Origin of the sequence: Lactobacillus sp. ESL0230, from assembly GCF_003692805.1 — a bacterium.
Classification (GTDB): Bacteria; Bacillota; Bacilli; order Lactobacillales; family Lactobacillaceae; genus Lactobacillus; species Lactobacillus bombicola.
Window position 1 is genome coordinate 668686 of sequence record NZ_REHI01000006.1, and the last position, 20786, is coordinate 689471.

Annotated in this window: 20 protein-coding genes and 1 pseudogene; 6 read left to right on the forward strand and 15 right to left on the reverse strand. The window is 35.3% G+C overall.

The genetic code is table 11. The features are described from left to right. Positions 1 to 18: 18 nt before the first annotated feature. From rseP to F5ESL0230_RS05040, 6 genes are all read right to left on the reverse strand, one after another. Complete coding sequence (gene rseP, locus F5ESL0230_RS05015; protein WP_122021851.1) at positions 19 to 1278, reverse strand: RIP metalloprotease RseP; 1260 nt, start codon at positions 1276 to 1278, stop codon at positions 19 to 21. A 10-nt stretch (positions 1279 to 1288) separates the two neighbouring features. Continuing rightward, positions 1289 to 2086, reverse strand: coding sequence for a phosphatidate cytidylyltransferase (locus tag F5ESL0230_RS05020; protein ID WP_090092196.1), 798 nt, complete (start codon positions 2084 to 2086; stop codon positions 1289 to 1291). A 17-nt stretch (positions 2087 to 2103) separates the two neighbouring features. Continuing rightward, positions 2104 to 2829 (reverse strand): isoprenyl transferase, encoded by a 726-nt coding sequence (locus F5ESL0230_RS05025; protein ID WP_122021852.1) that lies wholly within the window; start codon positions 2827 to 2829, stop codon positions 2104 to 2106. Between the two features lie 3 nt (positions 2830 to 2832). Further along, the gene (gene frr, locus F5ESL0230_RS05030; protein WP_090092199.1) at positions 2833 to 3390 is read right to left on the reverse strand and encodes a ribosome recycling factor; all 558 of its coding nucleotides are present in this window, start codon (positions 3388 to 3390) and stop codon (positions 2833 to 2835) included. Continuing rightward, on the reverse strand, positions 3383 to 4114 hold the full coding sequence (gene pyrH, locus F5ESL0230_RS05035) for a UMP kinase (protein WP_122021853.1): 732 nt from the start codon (positions 4112 to 4114) through the stop codon (positions 3383 to 3385). Before pyrH ends, frr begins: the two co-directional genes overlap by 8 nt. Before the next feature lie 142 nt (positions 4115 to 4256). Next, positions 4257 to 5162 carry an ROK family protein gene (locus F5ESL0230_RS05040; RefSeq protein WP_122021854.1) on the reverse strand — a complete coding sequence of 302 codons (906 nt, stop codon included), beginning with the start codon at positions 5160 to 5162 and terminating at the stop codon, positions 4257 to 4259. Between the two features lie 301 nt (positions 5163 to 5463). Between F5ESL0230_RS05040 and F5ESL0230_RS08425 the strand changes: the two genes are divergently transcribed. The 3 genes and pseudogenes from F5ESL0230_RS08425 to F5ESL0230_RS05050 all read left to right on the forward strand — a co-directional run. Further along, entirely contained in the window at positions 5464 to 5691 is a 228-nt protein-coding gene (locus F5ESL0230_RS08425; protein WP_158593067.1) for a hypothetical protein, read from the forward strand. 51 nt (positions 5692 to 5742) lie between these two features. Beyond that, entirely contained in the window at positions 5743 to 5985 is a 243-nt protein-coding gene (locus F5ESL0230_RS08430) for a hypothetical protein (RefSeq protein WP_158593068.1), read from the forward strand. Between the two features lie 37 nt (positions 5986 to 6022). Continuing rightward, a pseudogene (locus tag F5ESL0230_RS05050) lies at positions 6023 to 6556 on the forward strand (family 1 glycosylhydrolase); the annotation flags it as partial. Between the two features lie 77 nt (positions 6557 to 6633). Here the strand turns inward: F5ESL0230_RS05050 and tsf are convergent. The 3 genes from tsf to F5ESL0230_RS05065 form a co-directional block, all read right to left on the reverse strand. Then, entirely contained in the window at positions 6634 to 7509 is an 876-nt protein-coding gene (tsf, locus tag F5ESL0230_RS05055) for a translation elongation factor Ts (protein ID WP_118897009.1), read from the reverse strand. Between the two features lie 23 nt (positions 7510 to 7532). Then, entirely contained in the window at positions 7533 to 8303 is a 771-nt protein-coding gene (gene rpsB / locus F5ESL0230_RS05060; RefSeq protein ID WP_165777865.1) for a 30S ribosomal protein S2, read from the reverse strand. A gap of 152 nt (positions 8304 to 8455) precedes the next feature. Then, the gene (locus F5ESL0230_RS05065) at positions 8456 to 9487 is read right to left on the reverse strand and encodes a GIY-YIG nuclease family protein (protein ID WP_122021856.1); all 1032 of its coding nucleotides are present in this window, start codon (positions 9485 to 9487) and stop codon (positions 8456 to 8458) included. Positions 9488 to 9545: 58 nt separating this feature from the next. On the opposite strand from F5ESL0230_RS05065, the gene F5ESL0230_RS05070 reads away from it, so the two are divergent. Beyond that, on the forward strand, positions 9546 to 10160 hold the full coding sequence (locus F5ESL0230_RS05070) for a 1-acyl-sn-glycerol-3-phosphate acyltransferase (protein ID WP_122021857.1): 615 nt from the start codon (positions 9546 to 9548) through the stop codon (positions 10158 to 10160). Positions 10161 to 10251: 91 nt separating this feature from the next. Next, positions 10252 to 11427, forward strand: coding sequence for a cyclopropane-fatty-acyl-phospholipid synthase family protein (locus tag F5ESL0230_RS05075; protein WP_122021858.1), 1176 nt, complete (start codon positions 10252 to 10254; stop codon positions 11425 to 11427). Between the two features lie 47 nt (positions 11428 to 11474). On the opposite strand, the gene F5ESL0230_RS05080 is transcribed toward F5ESL0230_RS05075, so the two are convergent. The 6 genes from F5ESL0230_RS05080 to F5ESL0230_RS05105 form a co-directional block, all read right to left on the reverse strand. Then, a complete protein-coding gene (locus F5ESL0230_RS05080) occupies positions 11475 to 12875 on the reverse strand; it encodes an FAD-binding oxidoreductase (RefSeq protein ID WP_122021859.1) in 1401 nt (466 codons plus the stop codon). 106 nt (positions 12876 to 12981) lie between these two features. Then, entirely contained in the window at positions 12982 to 14019 is a 1038-nt protein-coding gene (locus tag F5ESL0230_RS05085) for an aldose epimerase family protein (RefSeq protein ID WP_122021860.1), read from the reverse strand. Positions 14020 to 14092: 73 nt separating this feature from the next. Continuing rightward, the gene (gene araA / locus F5ESL0230_RS05090; protein ID WP_090092218.1) at positions 14093 to 15517 is read right to left on the reverse strand and encodes an L-arabinose isomerase; all 1425 of its coding nucleotides are present in this window, start codon (positions 15515 to 15517) and stop codon (positions 14093 to 14095) included. A 41-nt stretch (positions 15518 to 15558) separates the two neighbouring features. Then, positions 15559 to 16287 carry an L-ribulose-5-phosphate 4-epimerase gene (locus tag F5ESL0230_RS05095; protein ID WP_122021861.1) on the reverse strand — a complete coding sequence of 243 codons (729 nt, stop codon included), beginning with the start codon at positions 16285 to 16287 and terminating at the stop codon, positions 15559 to 15561. Between the two features lie 3 nt (positions 16288 to 16290). Continuing rightward, positions 16291 to 17892, reverse strand: coding sequence for a xylulokinase (locus F5ESL0230_RS05100; RefSeq protein ID WP_122021862.1), 1602 nt, complete (start codon positions 17890 to 17892; stop codon positions 16291 to 16293). A 14-nt stretch (positions 17893 to 17906) separates the two neighbouring features. Continuing rightward, the gene (locus F5ESL0230_RS05105) at positions 17907 to 19292 is read right to left on the reverse strand and encodes a sugar porter family MFS transporter (RefSeq protein WP_122021863.1); all 1386 of its coding nucleotides are present in this window, start codon (positions 19290 to 19292) and stop codon (positions 17907 to 17909) included. A gap of 378 nt (positions 19293 to 19670) precedes the next feature. Between F5ESL0230_RS05105 and F5ESL0230_RS05110 the strand changes: the two genes are divergently transcribed. After that, positions 19671 to 20768 carry a GntR family transcriptional regulator gene (locus F5ESL0230_RS05110; protein ID WP_122021864.1) on the forward strand — a complete coding sequence of 366 codons (1098 nt, stop codon included), beginning with the start codon at positions 19671 to 19673 and terminating at the stop codon, positions 20766 to 20768. The last annotated feature ends 18 nt before the right edge of the window (positions 20769 to 20786 follow it).

A 20786-nucleotide genomic window follows, 5' to 3' on the forward strand; every position in this document is an offset into this window, starting at 1 on the left:
ATAACTTTTTAAAAAATTCTATTTAATAAAATAGCGATATATGTCATTGCCAGTCACTGCAATAATCAAAATAAGTAACAGTCCAAAACCGATTAGTTCTACTAACGACTCATGATCTTCTGAAATTGGTTTACCACGAACAATTTCAATTAAATTAAGCAAAAACTTTCCTCCATCTAAACCAGGAATTGGAATCATGTTTACAATCCCCAAGTTTATTGAAATCATCGCTAAAAATGCCAAAATATACGGTAACCCTAATTGTGATACTTGTGATGTTTGTGAATATATTCCAACTGGACCTGATAGTTTATTTAAACTAAAATGTCTGAACAATCCACCAACAGCATTAAAAATCATTCCAGTTGTTGATACGGCCATCTCCCATCCTCTTTGAGCCTTGGCCGAAATATGCTCATCACCTTGTGCATGGATTCCGATTTGATAGATAGTTTGACCTTGAACTTTAATTGATTTTGGCTTAACACTAGCTGTCCTTGTTTGACCATCTTTATTAATAAAGGAAACTTTAATATTTTTTCCCTTACTATGATTAATAAAGTCAGAAACCTCTTGAAAAGTAGTAATCTTGTAATTGTTAATTTTAATTAGTCTAGAGCCTGGTTCGATTTTCGCCAATTTAGCAGGTGAATTAGTATCGACATGACTAACAGTTGTTGTAGCTGGACCTGGAATTGTAAAGGTCCAAATCATAAAAACAACAAAGCCCAAAATAATATTCATTAATGGACCAGCGATATTAGTCGCTAATTTTTGCCAAACATTGGCTTCTTGAAATTGAGTATCACGCGGAGCAATAATTAATTCGGTTTTTGTTTGATCGATTATAGTAGCATCATGATTAACATGATAGGTTACTCGATCTGCCTCATTGCCATTTTCATATCCTGAAATAAATAACTCATCAACCAAATCAGCTTTTGTAATTAAGACTGGGATGCCCTCAATTGGCACATCTGATTTAGAAGCATCAATTTTGATAACTTCGTTTTGCTCATTTAACTGTAGAATCACTGTCATCCCGGGTTCAAGTGCTGTGTCGTCATCTTTACCTGCTAAACGAACATAGCCACCTAATGGCAACCAACGGATGGTATACGTGGTTGGATTACGACGCACTTGAAAAAGTTTTGGCCCCATTCCAATTGAAAATTCACGTACCAAAATACCACATTTTTTAGCAACAATGAAGTGCCCGAATTCATGGACAAAAACTAACAACCCAAATACAATTAAAAAAATTAGTATACCTTTCAAAAGAAATCTCCTAGTGGACAATACCTAATAAAGCAGCAAAAACTGGCAAAACAAACAGCATACTGTCGAATCTGTCTAAAATTCCACCATGACCAGGCAAAATTTTACCAGAATCTTTTACATTATAAAAACGCTTGTAGGCAGATTCAACTAGGTCCCCCATCTGGCCAACAATTGATAAGATTAAAGCAAAAATCACCAATTCAATTAAAGAATAACCTAATGGAACAAAATAGGCATAAATTGTTGCACAAATAACTGCGCAAATTGTTCCTCCAATTGAACCTTCCCAAGTTTTATTGGGACTAATCACTGGCCATAATTTATGTCGACCAATTTTTCGACCGATCATATAAGCCCCTGTGTCTGTTAACCAAACCACTACAAATACATAGCAAAGTAAAGCTAGTCCATGCGAACTATTTCTAATTCCTGCCATATAGTGAAAGCCAGTGCCAATATACAGTGATCCCAAAGTATAAACACCAATATCATCAAAATTTGTTTTATTCTTTGATAAAACAGTCCATGTTAACATTAACATGATTAACGCAAAATAGATGCCATACTTAGTCCAGTTAAATGGCATTGCCTTAATAAAGGTATCTGGAATTGCCCAAGTTATCGTTGCTAATAATGCTAATACAAAATTAACTGATACTAAAATTTGCTTTTTCATTAAAAATATTTCACTGATTCCAATTGCCGCAAAAGCTACAGTAAGCCAGTCCATCCAAAGCCCACCTGCCCAAACAATCGGAATAAACAAAATTAAAGCAATAATTGCTGTGATTACACGTTGTTTCATATATTTACCTAACTACCTTATTCATCAAGTTTACCAAATCGACGATGACGATTTTCAAAGTCGCTGACAAATTCTTGTAAATCATTTTTATTAAAATCCGGCCAATTTTTCGAACTAAAAGCTAATTCAGAATAAGCAAGTTGCCAAAGCATAAAATTAGAAATTCTTTGTTCGCCAGAAGTTCTAATTAACAAGTCTGGTTCTTGAAATTTACCAAAATTAGCGGTCATTAAATGTTGAGCAATCATTTTTTCATCAATCTGTGCACTAGATAATTGCCCCATTTCAATTAGAGACCCTAATTCTTGCATAGCTGTTAGAATCTCTCTTCTTGAGCCGTAATTAAAAGCAAAATTCAAGATTAATCCGGTATTATCAGCTGTTTCAGCCATTGCCTGTTGTACAACATCGTATGTTTTACTTGGCAATTCGTCAAGATAGCCCATAATGTTAACCTTAACATTATTTTCCATTAGCGTAGGCATAAACTTATCAAAAAAGCGTACTGGTAAATTCATTAAATACGCAACTTCTTCTTTGGGACGAGCCCAATTTTCAGTTGAGAAGGCGTACAATGATAGAACTCTAATTCCCAGTTCATTAGCGGCTAAGGTAATACGTTCGACATTATACATTCCTTCTCGATGCCCCATAATGCGTTTCTTACCTTGTTGTGTAGCCCATCGCCCGTTGCCATCCATAATAATGGCAAGATGGTTTAACTGATTCCTTTTTTCTACCATTACTTATCCTTGAGTAATTTCTTTTCGTTTTTTATCTGCTAACACATCGATGTTTTTAGTTGCTTCATCAGTAACCTTCTGAACCTGCTTTTCTAAGTTTCGCTGTTCATCTTCAGTTATTTCATCATCTTTTTGCAATTTTTTCAAACTATTCATTGCATCGCGACGCACATTTCTAACCGCAATCTTACCTTCTTCAGCCATCTTATTTACTTCTTTAGCAATTTCTTGACGCCTTTCTCCAGTCAACTGCGGAATTACTAACCGAATAACTTTACCATCATTGGCTGGGGTTAGCCCCAAGTTAGAGGCTAACAAAGCATGTTCGATATTATCAATACTAGTTTGATCATATGGTGTAATCAGTAGCACACGTGGTTCGGGAATTGTTACGCTAGACATTTGCGTTAAAGGCGTTGGGGCACCATAATAGTCAACTTTAATTCCATCTAAAATCGCTGCATTGGCAACCCCAGCTCTAACCGTGCCAAGATTCTTCTCAAAAACATGAATCGATTTATCCATATTTTCCTTTGCCTTATTAATAACTTCGTTACTCATTTTTTCCTCCTTCAATCATTGTACCAATATTTTCTCCCATGACAGCTCGCTTAATATTGCCTGCAGTATTAACGTTAAATACAATTAGAGGTATATTTGTATCCATTGAAAGTGAGCTTGCCGTTCGGTCCATAACTTTTAAGTTCTTTGAAATAACATCAAGTTGGGTCAACTCAGTATATTTAGTGGCATTAGGATCAATTTTGGGATCAGCAGTATAAACGCCATCAACACCGTTTTTGGCCATTAAAATTACATCTGCACCAATTTCTGCTGCCCGAAGTGCTGCCGTTGTATCAGTTGAAAAATATGGGTTACCAGTACCTCCACCCATAATAATTACGCGTCCTTTTTCTAAATGACGAATTGCTTTTCTTCTAATATATGGCTCAGCAATTTGTCTCATCTCAATTGAAGTTTGCAATCTAGTAGGAACACCTACATGTTCTAATCCATCTTGAAGCGCTAGACCGTTCATTATGGTAGCTAACATCCCCATATAATCAGCTTGAGAGCGTTCCATTCCTAGCTTAGCACCAGTTTCACCGCGCCACATATTGCCACCACCACAAACAATGCCAATTTCGACGCCTAAGTCGTGAACCGCCTTTATTTCTTGTGCTAAATGACTGATAACAGTAGGATCAATTCCCGTACCTTTAGTTCCAGCTAATGCTTCACCGGAAATTTTTAAAACGACTCGCTTATATTTAACTTCAGTCATGACAACCTCCTCTATTAACTTAAATTATTCTACCATATAAAGCATACAAATGTAGTACATCAAAACAGCCGGATTCAGTAACCAACCTTAACTAACTTATTTTAACAAAAAATCCATTCCTAAAGAATGGACTTTCACAATATTATTTTTCATTATTGACTTGCAACAATAGATTATAAAGCGCCCCATAAAGATTTGAATCATTTCTAAACTTGGCAGAAACGATATTAGGTTTGACCAAAGTTTGACCAATAATTGGGTTATCTATTGTAGTAAAACGGTCGTAGGCTGCATTAATTCCCTCGATTAAAATTGATTGTGCACTAATACCACCACCAATTGCTACTTTATTAATATCAATAACCGTTTGCAGATTTAAAATTAGAATTGCAATTTTTAAACAATACTCATTAAAAATTGCCACAGCTTCTGGAACTTGATTTTTTATTGCGGCAAAAGCATACTTACCATCAGTTTCATCTTGATAGTGCAGCACCTGGTTAACTTTTCTAACAAACTGCACAGCTGAGCCGCGATATGCCATACTACCCAGCATTGTCTTTGCCTGCGAACTATCACAAATCATAAAGCTCAATTCTCCAGCTTGTGCATGTACCCCAGATAATAAATGACCATCAATCATGATGCCTCCACCAACTGCCGTACCCAAAGTAATAGCGGCACAATTCTTTTCTCCTTTTAGATTGCCTAACCAACTTTCTGCTAAAATACTTGCTTTTCCATCGTTAATTACTGCTACTGGGAAATCATATTTATCGCCATATACTTGTGCAAAATCAATGCCATCTAAAAAGGGTAGCGCCCCACCAAAGCAAATTTTTGTTTTATCAATTTTACCAGGAGCGCAAACTCCCAGCCCCTTCAGGTTAGCTACATCTTGTTGGATTATCTTATCAAGACTGTTAAGAAAATCAACTTTATTTTTTAACGTTGCCATCTTACCCTTATCAATAATTTTCCCAGATGAACTTAAATGGGCGTACTTAACTTCAGTACCGCCGATATCAATGCTTAAATAGTTTTTCATAATTTTCTTTCATTTATAACTTTCTAACATCTTAATTAGATTCTATATTTTACAATAAAAAAAGTAAAAATAACAACTGAAAGAATAAACTTAATGGTAAAACTTTTCATGTTTCTTACCTTATAATTAGCTGTTTTCTTCAATTTTAACCATCCATTCAATGATTAACTCGACAAAAAGAGAAACTAACGACTGGATATCGAATTAAGCGTTATAGACAAATGACTTACCTGGCAAAACAATTAAATGCCTAAAGTGTTTTCTAAGACTAGCATCTGGATTAAAGGTAACTAAATAAGTTATGGCCAGACTTAGATTTTCACTTAGAGATATTACCAAAACAAATAAAAATGCTTTAGAAGATATTGATAAAATTCTAGTTGTTGTGTGTGCAGGTAAGCAATACATGATAATTTTAGGGTCAAACTTACTTCCAACTTATAGTGCAGTCGTTAAAGACTTTGACTTAACTACAGAAAAAACTGTCAATGAAAATCTTGATAACCCAGCAAATAATAAGTTAACCTAGCGAAACATTGGTAGTAAAACCATAGGGTTTATTCAAGCAGCCGTTACTCCAATGATTCCAGGACTTATTGCAGGGGGAATGTTCAAAGTAATTTTGATCTTAATTACTACATTTGTTAATCCAAATTTTGTTAAAACCTCTAGTTATATGCTACTTTCTGCTATCGGAGATGCCCCGTTTTACTTCATGCCAATTGTAGTCGCATATGGTGCTGCACCCAAATTAGGTGGAACGCCAACACTTTTTGGCCTACCGGTAATAATTTTGAATTATGGGATTTCCTTATGGAATTAGTGGGCTAAACAAGATTAAAGCTGAAGATATAACTACACTTAAAAATGGTCAATTGGATTTTATTGCCTTTAGCTATTACCGTTCGACCATTTCAAAAGCCGGTGATTCTTGGTTTAATGTCGGTGGATTACCTAATCCATATTTAAAAGTAACCAAATGGGGGTGGGGACTCGATCCTCTTGGCTTACGCTATACAATGAACATGATTTATGATCGAATTCAAAAACCAATCTTTATTGTAGAAAATGGCTTAGGATCTATTGATCAGCCAGACGAAAATAATTATGTAGAAGATAATTATCGAATTGACTACTTACAGAAACATCTTTCAGCAATGGCTGATGCAATTAATATTGACAAAGTTCCATGTATTGGCTATACCATGTGGGCTCCAATTGATTTGATTTCACTTTCAACCGGAGAAATGAAAAAAAGATATGGCTTTGTATATGTAGATATGGATGACTTAGGAAATGGTAGTTTAAAAAGAATTCCGAAAAAATCGTTTAAAAAATCGTTTAAATGGATAAAAAACATAATCAAAACTAATGGAAAAGCATTAGATAATTAGTTTAAATTAACCAATAATTGTAATAAATAAAAAGGGGGGTCTCTTTTAGAGACATCCCCTTTTTATTTATATCCGACTTACTTCATTTGTTCTTGTACTTCAGCCGCAAAATCTTCTTGTTTCTTTTCAATACCTTCGCCCACTTCGTAGCGAGTAAATGCAGCTACTTCACAACCTACTGATTTAGCGTACTCAGCAACTGTCATATCGCCATCTTTAACGTAAGGTTGATCAACCAAGCAAATTTCACTTAAGTACTTATTAACCCGACCTTCAACAATCTTAGGAATAATGTTAGCAGGCTTGCCTTCATTTTCAGTTTCCTTAGTAAAGACTTCTTTTTGACGATCAAAGTCAGCCTTTGGCACTGATTCTTTATTCAAATATTCAGGATTTATTGCTGCTACGTGCATTGCAATATTCTTAGCTGCTTCTTCGTTATCACCCTTTAAAGTAACAACAGCAACAATTGCACCACCGTTATGCTTGTATGCGCCAAAGACTTCATCATCATTCTTAGAAATCAAGTCAAATCTTCTTAAAGTAATCTTTTCACCAATAACAGCCGTTAAGTTAGTAATCTCATCACCAATAGTTGAGTCACCCATAGGTGCCTTCAATGCTTCTTCGACATTTGCTGGTTTAGCACTTAAAATTGCCTTAGTAACATCATCAACTAATTTAATAAACTTATCGTTTGATGAAACAAAATCAGTTTCGGAGTTAATCTCAACTAAAACAGCATCGTTGCCTTCAAATGCAAATTCAGCTAGACCTTCAGCTGCGATACGACCACTCTTTTTAGCAGCTTTAGCAACACCATTTTCTCTTAAGATATCAATTGCCTTTTCCACATCTCCGTTAGCTTCAACTAAAGCCTTCTTGGAGTCCATCATACCGGCACCAGTACGATCACGTAACTCTTTAACTTGTTTAGCAGTAATGTTAGCCATTAAAGTTTCCTTCCAAATAAAAACTAATTTTCATCTGAAACTTCTTCAGTTTCAGTAACTTCTTCGCTACTCTCAGTCAATTCAGTTTCAACTTTTTCTTCGTTATCATCTTGACCTTGCTTACCTTCAATAACAGCATCAGCCATTGCGCCTGAAATTAGACGGATAGCACGGATAGCATCATCATTTGAAGGGATAACAACATCGACTGGATCCGGATCAGTATTAGTATCAACCATAGCAACAACCGGAATACCTAAAATATTAGCTTCATGAACTGCAATCTTTTCCTTCTTAGGATCAACTACAAATAATACATCAGGAATTCTTGGCATATCTTCAATACCACCTAAGAATCTCTCTAATTTATCCATTTCTTTAGTAAGAAGTGAAGCTTCCTTCTTTGGTAATCTGTCAAAAGTACCATCTTCTGACATCTTCTTTAAGTCTTTAAGTCTTTGTACTCGGCTTTGGATTGTCTTCCAGTTAGTTAAAGTACCACCTAGCCAACGTTGGTTAACATAATATTGACCAGCACGAGTGGCTTCTTCAGCAATTGAATCTTGCGCTTGCTTCTTAGTACCAACAAATAAAATAACACCATTATTTTGAGCAACAGCTCTAATAAAGTCATGCGCATCATCTAGCATCTTGATTGTCTTTTGCAAATCAATAATGTAGATGCCATTTCTTTGCGTGAAGATGTATGGAGCCATCTTAGGATCCCATCTTCTAGTTTGGTGTCCAAAGTGAACACCAGCTTCAAGTAATTGTTTCATTGAAACTACTGACATAATAAATTCCTCCTATGGTTTTGTTCCTCTCAAGCGGTCATTTTAACGATTCACCAATGTCTGGCACCAAAACGTTAATCGCCCTTGATGTTTTATCCATGTACTTATAGCACACTAGAAAATGATACTAAATTTTTATTAAAGATGCAAGACTAAAAGTCAACACGGTGTTCCCTTAAAAAATCTTCCTTCCATTGTCTGGAGTGGTGTTTAAACCAGTATTCACGTTTAAGAGCCAACTTTTTATCAGCAAACTTTTCGTGGTAAATCAGCTTGACTGGTCGACGTGCCTTGGTATATTTAGCACCCTTACCATCATTATGTGCTGTTAAGCGTTTTTGTAAATCATCAGTAAACCCGCCATAAAAACTATTGTCATTACATAATAGAACATAAAAGTAATATTTTTTTTGTGCTCGCTTATCCTCTGAATTGGGATTTGGCTCATGAATAATATACTGGATTGCAGGCAAATAATTTCCTTGCTCATCATGTACCTCAATTGCATCTTTTAAAATCAACCCATCTGTCCCTGTATGTTTAACCGCTTCAATAACAATCAAGTTACTATTTTCACCGCGGTGAGAAACATATGGCTGAACCACTTTTATACTAAGGTCGTGTTTCATACAAAAATAAGCAATTTCATTTAAGCGCTCTGGGCGATGCACCATAAATAATTTGCCCTTCATTTTAAGCAAACTGCTAGCAGAAGAAATTATTTCTTCTAAATTAATTAATATCTCATGGCGAGCAATTGCCTTCTGTCGCTCAGGATTAATTTTATGATTTTCGACAACTTTAAAATAAGGTGGATTAACGACCACCAGATCATAAGAATCTTTAGGCAAGAAAACAGCTACATCTTTAACATTTTTTTGATAAACGGTTATGCGGTTTTCCATATGATTCAACTCAATTGAACGTCTAGCTTGAGAAACAATTTCAGGTTGAATTTCTACTGCATCGTATTTAGCTCGATTAAAATATGCCATATACATTGTTGCTGCACAATTACCAGCACAAAGATCGGCCACCTTAGATCGATCACGAATTGATTCTTTTGCCATTGCAGCTAATAATAACGTATCAAGTGAAAAACTAAAGGAACTTTTGTCCTGAATAATCTTTAAATTGTCACTATACATATAATCTATGCGCTCATTTTTTTCCAAATTTACCATAAAATTTTATCCTCTTCAAAAGCTTTGTTATAATATTTTACATCAAATGGAGGAAATTATGTTTTATCATTTTATTCGCGCCGTTGCCCGGTTTATTGTTTGGGTAATTAACGGTCACTTACACGTTAACCATAAAAATCGCATTCCTGAAGGAAACTATATTTTAGCTGCACCCCATCGAACATGGTGGGAACCAATTTTATTTGCTTTAGCTGCAAGCCCTGCGGAATTTATGTTCATGGCCAAAATTGAACTATTTAAATTCCCACCATTGCGCTTCATCCTTAAGCATGCTCACGCTTTTGCAGTAGATCGACAAAATCCCGGTCCCTCTGCAATCAAAACACCTATTAAGGGATTAAAAGAAAAAAATTATTCATTAATTATTTTTCCATCTGGTACACGCCATTCTTCCGAACTAAAAGGTGGCACAATTGCAATCGCCAAATTATCTGGTAAACCAATTGTTCCCGTCGTTTATCAAGGACCATTGACCTTTATAGGGGTATTGAAGCGGCAACCACTTGAAATTTGCTTTGGTGATCCTATTCGAATTGATCGTAAAATCAAATTAACTCATGAAAATGAAAAAATTTTAGATAACCAGTTACAAACTGCTTGGGAAAAGTTAGATTATGAACAAGATCCAGCTTTTCATTATCAACCAAAATAAAAGATAAAAGAGATCGAGTTCATAATGAATTCGATCTCTTTTTTTAGTGTTAGAATAAAAATAGTGACAACGAAATGGAGGTATTCGAAAATTGTTAGAAAAAACATTTTATCGAACAATGTTGAGCAAGTCTTTTCCCTTCCCTGTAAAAGTAACTTATTGGGACGGAAAAAGTGAAATTTATGGAAATGGCACGCCAAATATTGAAATTATTTTCAATGAAAAAATTCCTGTGTCTTCTATTACTAATAATGCTTCACTGGCTTTGGGTGAAGCCTATATGAATAAAAAAATTGAAATCAAAGGTAATATCCAACACTTGATTTGGGGAGCTTATGAAAGTGCTGGTAGTTTTATGCGTTCAAGTAAATTTCGTAAATTTTTACCACATGAAAAGCATACGGAAGCTCAAAGTGAAAAAGATGTTCAAAGCCATTATGATATTGGGAATGACTTTTATAAATTATGGTTAGATCCTACCCTTACTTATTCTTGTGCATATTTTGATGAAGACAATAAAGATGATTTAGAAAAAGCCCAAATAGCTAAAATCAATCATATTCTTGAAAAGTTACATCCCCAAAAAGGTAAAACGTTACTTGATATTGGCTGCGGCTGGGGAACCTTAATGCTGACCGCTGCTAAAAAATATGGTCTTAAGGTAACGGGAGTAACCTTAAGTGAAGAGCAATATAAATTCGTACAAAAGAAAATTTATGATCAAAATATGCAAGACATGGCTGAAGTTAAACTAGAAGATTATCGCGAATTAGGTAACCAAGAATGGGACTATATTACCTCCGTAGGTATGTTTGAACATGTTGGGCAAGAAAACTTAGGTCAATATTTTAACGATGTCGCTAAATATCTTAAAAAAGATGGCATTGCCTTAATTCATGGTATTACCCGTCAACAAGGTGGGGCAAAAAATGCTTGGATTAACAAATATATCTTTCCTGGTGGCTACGTTCCAGGTTTAGGCGAAAATATCAATCATATTGTGGCTAGTGGTTTACAAATTGATGACTTAGAAATGCTGCGCCGTCACTACCAACGAACATTAGAGATATGGGATGAAAATTTTAATAAACAACGTGATCTTATTCAAAAGAAAATGGGTGAGCGGTTTACTAGAATGTGGGATTTATACTTGCAAGCCTGTGCAGCCTCTTTTGAATCTGGCAATATTGATGTAGTCCAATATCTACTAACCAAAGGACCATCAGGTGAAAATCTACCGATGACTAGGAGATACATGATTAAATAACATTTATTTAAAAAAGGTATGGCTTAACCATACCTTTTTTGGTCTTTTCAAAGATTAAAAATCTTAGCTGGATTTAAAACGTTTTTCGGATCAAATAAGTTTTTAATTTGTCGTAATAAGTCAGTATATTCTTTACCATAAAAGTCTTCATAGTTATTAGCACGGGCAAAGCCGATACCATGTTCGCCGGACATATTACCATCATAAGATTTAGCAGTTTTATAAAGTTCAGAAATAACTTTAGCGTTTATTTTTTTATATTCATTATCGGTTAAGTTATCTGAACAAAGATAAATATGTAAGTTGCCATCACCTGCGTGACCGAAATTAGGGATACGAATTTTTAATTCACTTTCTAGCTCGGCGATTCGTTTTAAAACATCTGGAATATGATTAATTGGCACACAAATATCAATTTCATCCATTTTGGGAGTCGATTTTTGGATTGCAAGCAAAAGTTGTTCCCGACATTGCCAAATTTTTTGAGCTTCTTTTGAATCAGCTGCTAAAATTATTGCATCCTCAGCCTTAAAGTCTTTTACTACTGTTAGTGTTTGCTTTAATTGAGCTTGCCATTCTTCATCAGTAAATGAATCTAGACCGATAATAAGGAAGCCATCTCCATTTGAAATTGGAAATTGATCATTAGAATATTCCTCCCATAATTCTATTACTTTCCGCCCCATGAATTCAACTGTTGTCGGCACGACGCCTGATGCTAAAATTGCCGGAACGGACTTGATTGCATCATTTAATGTAGGATATGGAATGATGGCATTAATCGACTTACGTGGTTTAGGATAAAGTCTCATCGTAATTTCAGTTATAACACCCAACGTGCCTTCAGCACCAATAATTAAGTCTTTTAATGAATAACCCGATGAAGACTTTACTGCTTTTGAACCAAATTTATATAGCTGACCATTAGTTAAAACAACTTTTAACTCCCGAATATGTTCCCTAGTAACACCATACTTAATTGCTTTAAGTCCCCCAGCATTTGTCGATACATTACCTCCGAGTGTTGCCCAATGCATCGCTGGCGCTGGCATGTAAGTAAATGGCTTATCTGCAAGGTATTCTTCAATATCTTTTAGTCTAATACCAGCTTGAACTGTCATAGTCAATCCTTTCGGATCATATTCTAGAACCCGATTCATTTTAACCATATCTAAAGATATGCCACCCTTAACAGTTAAGTTGGCTCCCATTAAGCCAGTGGAGTTTCCCCTAGCTACAATAGGAATATTATTATCATTAGCATATTTAACAACGTTTATTACTTCTTCATTATTTACTGGCTGAATAACTAAATCAGGCATAGCCGTAATTGTTTTGAATTGATCATGATCCCAGTGCTGCGTTGGATTAGTAATAAATCGATCTGCTTCTGAGATAAATCTAGATAAATTAGCGCAATCAGCTTGAGTAATTTCATGGTACTTCATGGTATATTCCTTTTCATTTCTAAATTTACAAATTAACTTACCTAGTAAATTTATCTTTTTATGTAAGCGGTGTCAATAATAAAGAAATAAATTAAAATAGCCAATCTTATTTTTGCGTAAAGGTAAATACTATTTCATGACTTTTTGTTGTATTTGCTGGCAAAACAATATTACCAAAATCGTCATTATTAATTGCGTCAGGCAATGTTTGTGCTTCTAATGCCACTGCTTCACTAGGTTGAGCAAATTTACCTCCATCACGTATAAATTTAACCCCCGGTTGATTTTGCGACATAGTATATACAACTAAGCAATTACTATCGCTAGATATTGTTATTGCTCGACCACTTGTCTGTTCACTTAAAACTGCAACTGGTCGTAAATTAGTGCTTGCTTCATCAATGACAAAGGCATCGTCAAAGCCATTATTCTTACTTATGGCAGATTCAAGATTTTGAAAGTCACGAAAATCATAGGGAGTATTTTCAACCGCAAGCATATTTCCTGTTGGGATTAATTCCGTATCTAATTCTAAATATTGTGTACTATTAATTTTTAATTTATGTGAAGCTAAATTGGGCTGGTCACTCAAGTTAAAATACGCATGGCAAGTTGGGTTGAATAATGTCGATTCCGAACCACATTTAGCCGTATACAAAATCATTACTTGATTTTGATTATTTAGTGTATATTTAATCTCTACATCAAGATCTCCAGGAAACCCATCAATCTTTTCGCTGATTTTATTGCTAAAAATCGCGCTAACACTATTATGCTCTTTTTGGGTAGTTATCTTCCAATTCAAAAAACGGAAGCCATGATTACCACCATGTAAAGTATTGCCATTCTCATTAGGTAGCAATTGAACCTCTTGCTGATTTAACTTAAAATGTCCTTTTTTTATTCGCCCAGCGACCCGTCCAATTGATTGACAGCAACACAAGCCATTTGAATAATAGTCAGCACAGTGTGCAAAATTCATTATCAAATTGTGCTTATTTCCATCTTTGTCTGGTACTAAAAATTCATACCAAGTTGCCCCCATTGATAAACACGAAATTGCCACACCGCAATCGTTTTTTAGAGTAACTTTTTTAATTTCTTGAGCTTGATATTTTTCAAATTTTTGTGTAATAATTTCCATTTTTCTTCCTTACTAGCAAAATACACTACTCCAAAAAACATTGAAATAGTGTATTTATTTTTAATAATTGTCCTTACTTTATGCTACATAAATCAATACCATACATTGTAGCCAGATCACTAACTTGCTCTTCAGTTGCCGCAAATGAAAAGACTGTATGGTGTCCACCACCTGCTTGAATCCACTGCTTAGATCCCTTTTCTAAGCCGACTTTTGGTGTCCACATTTGTTTAGCAACTGGTAAATGTGGCGTTTCTTTTTCAGCTTTATGCGCATCAACTTCATAAGTAACTAACTTGAAGTTATTTCTAAAATCTGCCAGAGTAACATCAATTGCGTCACCTTCTGAACCTGAAAATACTAAACGGGCTGGGTCGGCTTTTCCACCAATATCTAGCGGATGAACTTCAACACGTGGTTTTTCTGAAGCAATAGAAGGATCTACTTCTAACATATGTGAACCCAGAATTGCTTTATGGCCCTCACGTAAATCAAGTGTATAGTCTTCCATGAAGGCCGTCTTTTGATTATGGGTCATAATCTTAAATGTTCTAAGTAAAGCTGCTGTTTTCCAATCACCTTCACCAGCAAAGCCATAACCATCACGCATTAACAGCTGAGCTGACAATCCTTCCAATTGCTCTAAACCATGAAGATCTTCAAAGTTACTAGTAAATGCAGTATAACCACCCCGTTCTAAGAACCGTTTTAAAGCAATGTATTGCTTCAACTGATAGCGAACCGTTTTTTCATATTCAGCTTCAGCCATATCGCCAGGAACTAAAGTATACTCATTTTTTAATTCAGCAAATTGCTCATCAATTTCTGATTCTTTCACCTTGTCCATCTCAGCAACTAAGTCACCGACACCATAATAGTCAACAGTCCAGCCCAATTGAATTTGAGCTTGAACTTTGTCTCCTTCAGTAACCCCAACGTCACGCATTGTATCCCCAAAGCGACAAACCTTTAGTTTGAATGATTCGTCATATGCTACTGCTACATCTTCCCAATCAGCAATTTGCTTCATCACTTTAGGGTCTTGCCAATAACCATAAATTATTTTATTGTGCTTTTGTAAACGGGCATTAATATAACCATATTCCCGATCACCATGGGCACTTTGATTTAAGTTCATATAATCAAAATCGATAGTGTCGTAAGGAATATAGTCTAAATATTGTGTTGCAAAATGTAATAACGGTTTTTGCAATAATTTTGTGCCCCGAATCCAGTTCTTTGCAGGTGAAAAAGTATGCATCCAAGTAATTACACCAGCAACATTATCCTGATAATTAGCTTCTTTCATAAACTTAGTAACTTCGTCAGCTGTAGTTAAAACAGCTTTAAAGACTATTTTATATGGAAGATTACCTTTTTCATTTAAACCTGCAACAATTTTCTTTGAATTTTCAGCTACTTCTTTTAATGTTTCTTCACCATACAAGTGTTGACTTCCAGCTGCAAACCAAAATTCATATTTAGGTACTTCTAACATTTTAAAAAATCTCCTTAATTTTAATAACTACTTCTTAATTTTTATTTTCTTTTCGCATGGGTCTGCGACTGGGCATTATTTTGCCCGTAATACGCTCCTTGACCATGTTTTCGATAGTAATGCTTATCTAATAAATACTGGGGCACATGACTATCTGCTCTAGTTAACATAAGGGTGTGGTAGTCTTCTTCTGCCACTACCTCTAAAACCTTAGCGTTATAGACTGCCTGGGCGGCCGTTTTCCCCCAACAAAATGGCCCATGTTGGCTTACTAGACTCCCGGGCGTTGCTTCATAATCTAAGTGCCGCTTTGCAAAGGTCTGCACAATGGTCTTGCCCGTATTGCCCTCATAGTCGGCTGTAATTTCGGCTTCAGTTAAAGCAGCCGCTGCTGGTATATCGGTATAAAAGGTATCGGCATGCGTTGTATTCAAAGCTGGTATGTCCATCTTAGCTGCCGCAAAGGCCACCGCCCAAGGTGAATGAGTATGGACAATCCCGCCAATCTTAGGAAAATGGTTGTACAAATAGGTGTGGGTAGGAGTATCGGAAGAAGGGTTTAACTGACCTTCAACTACTTCACCCTTAAGATTGACGACTACTAAGTCCGCTGGCGTTAATTCTTCATAACTAACACCTGACGGTTTAATCACATATAAGCCTTGCTGGCGGTCAATTCCAGAAACATTACCCCAGGTGAAGGTTACCAAGCCCAATTGGGGTAACTGCATATTTGCTTCATAAACTTCTTGTTTTAATTGTTCTAGCATTACTCATTCCTCATCTTTCAAGACAGTTGCTTGATTTTCCAAAGACAATGCCTTTCGAAAACGTGCAAGATATTTTTCAGCACCCTTTACACCTTCAGTTTCTGGGCTCAATGTCATAATTTCAGATTTAACAAATACTTTTGTATCCAAATAATCTGCAAGCGATTCCTGTGCACCAGATAACACATATTGAGCTAAAACTGCCATACCCCAAGGACCACCAGCACTAGCATTAGTCATAATCGAAATTGGTAAATTCAACATATTAGATAAGACTTGTTGCCCCACAACTGGTGTTTTAAAAAGACCACCTTGAGCAATCATCACATCAGTCGTGATTCCTTCTTCCTTAGTAAGAATATCCATGCCAATTCTAAGTGGAGCAAATGCTGAATACAGTTGAGCCAACATCAAATTTGCTAGAGTAAAATTACTACTTGGCGTTCTAAGCAAGAGCGGTCTGCCCTCTTGCGTTTGCGTAATTGGTTCACCTGAAAGATAACTGTAATTTACAAGACCACCAGCATCAGCATCAGCTTTGGTAGTATCTAAAAATAATTTACTATATAGCTGGTCTGCAGTGATATTTTTACCCAATCGAGCCGCAAATTCACTAAAGACCTGTGCCCAAGCATTAATATCAGATGAGCAATTATTAATATGGACCATAGCAACAGGTGCGCCAGTTGGTGTATTCACAATATCAATATCACGGTGTACTTTTTTCAGTGGCTTTTCCAAAACAACCATTGAAAATTCTGATGTTCCAACTGATATATTACCCGTTCGTAAGCGAACACTATTGGTACTAATCATCCCAGTTCCAGCGTCACCTTCTGGTGGTGCCATGACGCTACCAGGCTGCAAAGTCCCTGTTGGATCAAGCAGGTGAGCACCTTCATCACTCAAATGTCCAGCAATCTCACCGGCTTTTAAAACATGTGGTAGAATTTCTTCAATTTTCCATGGGTATTTTTGAACTTTTTTCAAAGTATTAAATTTTTTTAAGCAACTTTGATCAAATTGTCCAGCTGCATCAATTGGAAACATTCCAGAAGCATCGCCTACACCAATATTTTTTTCACCTGATAACTGCCAATGGACATAACCAGCTAATGTTGTTAAATATGCAATCTGCTTAACATGTTCTTCATCATGTAAAATTGCATGATATAAATGTGCAATACTCCAACGTAAAGGAATATTAAAATCAAATAAGTCAGTTAGTTCAGTAGCAGCATCGCTAGTGATTGTATTCCGCCATGTTCTAAACGGAACTAATAACTTACCTGCTTGATCAAATGGTAAATAGCCATGCATCATGGCACTAATTCCAATTGAAGCAAGCTTTTTAATCGGAACATGATATTTACTACTTACATTAGCAGCTAATTGTGCATAACTTTGCTTTAGCCCTGTTAAAATTTCTGTTTGCGAATATGTCCATATGCCATCTTGTAAACTGTTTTCCCATAAAAAACTACCAGAAGCGATTGGCTGAAAGTCTGGTGTAATTAACACAGCTTTAATCTGAGTTGAGCCAAATTCAACCCCTAACGTTGTTTGGCCACTTTCAATTAGTTGTGCTATTTTAGCAATATTCACTTCTATTTCACCTCTTAATTATTTTTGGCATGATTCATACCAATTGCTTCAATTTGTTCCAAGGTATATCCTTTTGTTTCTGGAACAAAGAATCGAACAAATAACACACCTAAAATACAAATAATTCCAAAAATTCCAAAAACCATTTCTTGTGACATAGAAGCCGTCATCATTGGAAAAAGTAAGCCCACAGCCCATGAACCAATCCAATTAAGAGAAGATGCTAAGCCAGATGCGCGACCACGAATTGCCAATGGAAAAATTTCGCCAACCAAAACCCAAGTCAATGGGGCCCATGTAAATGAATAAAATGCAACATAGATACATAAAAAAATTACAATCATTATTGGGTTAGTATGTGGAGCTACACTATTAATTACTGATGGTAGTAGAAATGAAAATCCCATAATTGTGCCACCAAGCATTAATAAAGTTCGTCGCTTACATTTTTCTGCAATTGCAATATAGATTAGCGACCCAATTACAAGAATTATTCCTTGTACAATTGGCCACATTAAAGCTGAACTTGCAGCACTACCTGTTGCTTTTTGAACTATTAAAGGAATATAGTAAAAAATTGCATTTGCGCCTTGAAACTGCTGAAAGGCTGCTACGCCTACCCCCGCAATTACCAAATACCGATATTTACCACTAAAAAGTGAGCCCCAAGTGGTTTTCTCAGCTGCAGTATTTTCCTTTTGTGAAGCTAGATTAATTTCATTAATTTCATTAGTTACATCTTGGTCACTTTTGCGTATACATGAAAGAACTTGCCTTGCTTGCTCTTCATCATTATTTTTAATTAAAAAACGAGGTGATTCTGGTAACCGAAGTACACCACAAAACAATATAATTGCTGGGACAGCTGCTAATCCTAGCATAATCCTCCATCCCCATGCTTGCGGCAAACCTTTCAATACATAATCCATGATATATGATAAAAGCATACCCGAAACAATCATTGTTTGGTTTAAACCTGAGAGACTCCCCCGAGCATTCGCTGGTGCCATTTCCGACATATATGCTGGCACTAATGCAGAAGCTGCACCTACTGCTAACCCTAGCAAAATACGTATAATAATTAAATATAAGGCTCCATTAGTAGGAGCTACCATCGAAAGTAATGAAAAAACTGCAAAAACAATTGCTGAAACTAAAATCATTTTACGACGACCAAATCGATCAGATAATTGTCCAGCAGCCGCACCACCAAAAATTGCCCCAAACATTACCGCTGATGTAATCCAGCCAACAATAGATGCATTAGTTAGGTTCCAGTCTTTTTGAAGAAATGGTAAGGCACCAGTCATGACACCAATGTCATAACCAAACAAAATTCCGCCAAATGAACCAAAAAAATAAATAAAACTACTAGGAATTTTCTTTCTGTCCTTTGTCACTAAAAATACCTCCCTTTATTTAAATTTTTCAAAAATCTATTGCCTTCTAGAAAGCACTTTCATAATATATTTTTTATTAATCGTATTCAATACCCTTAAAAATTCATTCGCATAATTTTTAACTATTGTATAGGTTATAATTATTGATATTACTTAATTTTTACTTCAGAAAATTTTTTATATGTTTTTTTCTAAAATATTAAAAAAAATTCATTGTTTACCCCAGTATGTCAATTAACTTAATTTTTACTTATATATCAGTATTTTGAGGTGAAAAATTTTGCGGTTTTTATTTATTCATGATATTATCTTAGTTAAAAAATAAAGATTATCTATTATTATCAAATATTTATTCGAATAAATATTGGGAGAATCAGTGTGAAAAGTGATTATATCGCTATTACGGAAACCCTCAGGAATGAAATAACTTTAGGGGGCTTCAAAACCAATCAAAAATTACCAACTGAAAATGAATTAATGCAACGTTTCCAATCCACACGTTATTCAGTACGGAAGGCTTTAATTGAACTACAAAACGAACATTTAATTTATAAAGTTCAAGGTAGCGGAATGTATATCCAAGATTGGAACAAAAAATGGCAAGCTAATCCAAAAAGTAAAATAATTGGGTTAATTTGCACCCATATAGCAGATTACATTTTTCCCAAAATCATCTCGCAAATTGATGCTGTAATTGAGCCTGCTGGTTATTCTTTGCTACTAGCTAATACTCATAATTATCCAGATAAAGAACGATTTAATTTAATAAAAATGCTCGATTCCCAAGTAGCTGGACTAATAGTTGAACCAAGTGAGAGTGCCAAACCTTGCCCAAATTCAGATATTTATAGACGAATTGCTAAAAGTAAAATCCCATTATTATTTATTAATGCTAAATATGCTGAGTTCGATTTTCCTGCCATTACTAATTCTGATCGAGCATCAGAAAAAGAGTTAATTACTTATTTACTTAAAAAGGGACACGAAAACATCCTTGGAATATTTCAAATTGATGATTGCCAAGGAGTTGAACGCATGCAAGGTTTTATTGCAGCATACCAATCTAGTAATATCAATTTAACTAATAGTAATCTAATTATGTATAACTCCCACGATTCCTTTTCAGTTATTAGTCAAAAAATTGATGTTTATCTTAAAAGTAAGCAAGTGCCAACAGCAATTGCCTGTTATAACGACGAACTTGCTGTCTTAGTTATTGATAAGTTAAAAAACAAAAATATCAAGATTCCGCAAGATATATCTGTTGTTGGTTTTGATAATTTCGATTCTGCAACTTATTTATCTCCTAGTTTAACCACCATGAATTATCAAAGAACTCTTGTCGGAAAAGAAGCTGGTAAGGGAATACTAACATTAATTAAAGGTAAAAAATTTTCCTCAATTGTGCATCAGCCACAATTACAAATACGTGATTCAGTTTGCACTCCTAAAAATAAGAAATCAAAAAGGCACTGATAAATTATCAGTGCCTTT

Coding starts and splice junctions, on each gene's coding strand:
- F5ESL0230_RS05020 (WP_090092196.1), bottom strand. CDS start 2,086: ATGAAACAACGTGTAATCACAGCAATTATTGCTTTAATTTTGTTTATT.
- F5ESL0230_RS05025 (WP_122021852.1), bottom strand. CDS start 2,829: ATGGTAGAAAAAAGGAATCAGTTAAACCATCTTGCCATTATTATGGAT.
- frr (WP_090092199.1), bottom strand. CDS start 3,390: ATGAGTAACGAAGTTATTAATAAGGCAAAGGAAAATATGGATAAATCG.
- pyrH (WP_122021853.1), bottom strand. CDS start 4,114: ATGACTGAAGTTAAATATAAGCGAGTCGTTTTAAAAATTTCCGGTGAA.
- F5ESL0230_RS05040 (WP_122021854.1), bottom strand. CDS start 5,162: ATGAAAAACTATTTAAGCATTGATATCGGCGGTACTGAAGTTAAGTAC.
- F5ESL0230_RS08425 (WP_158593067.1), top strand. CDS start 5,464: ATGGCCAGACTTAGATTTTCACTTAGAGATATTACCAAAACAAATAAA.
- F5ESL0230_RS08430 (WP_158593068.1), top strand. CDS start 5,743: ATGATTCCAGGACTTATTGCAGGGGGAATGTTCAAAGTAATTTTGATC.
- tsf (WP_118897009.1), bottom strand. CDS start 7,509: ATGGCTAACATTACTGCTAAACAAGTTAAAGAGTTACGTGATCGTACT.
- rpsB (WP_165777865.1), bottom strand. CDS start 8,303: ATGTCAGTAGTTTCAATGAAACAATTACTTGAAGCTGGTGTTCACTTT.
- F5ESL0230_RS05065 (WP_122021856.1), bottom strand. CDS start 9,487: ATGGTAAATTTGGAAAAAAATGAGCGCATAGATTATATGTATAGTGAC.
- F5ESL0230_RS05070 (WP_122021857.1), top strand. CDS start 9,546: ATGTTTTATCATTTTATTCGCGCCGTTGCCCGGTTTATTGTTTGGGTA.
- F5ESL0230_RS05080 (WP_122021859.1), bottom strand. CDS start 12,875: ATGAAGTACCATGAAATTACTCAAGCTGATTGCGCTAATTTATCTAGA.
- F5ESL0230_RS05085 (WP_122021860.1), bottom strand. CDS start 14,019: ATGGAAATTATTACACAAAAATTTGAAAAATATCAAGCTCAAGAAATT.
- araA (WP_090092218.1), bottom strand. CDS start 15,517: ATGTTAGAAGTACCTAAATATGAATTTTGGTTTGCAGCTGGAAGTCAA.
- F5ESL0230_RS05095 (WP_122021861.1), bottom strand. CDS start 16,287: ATGCTAGAACAATTAAAACAAGAAGTTTATGAAGCAAATATGCAGTTA.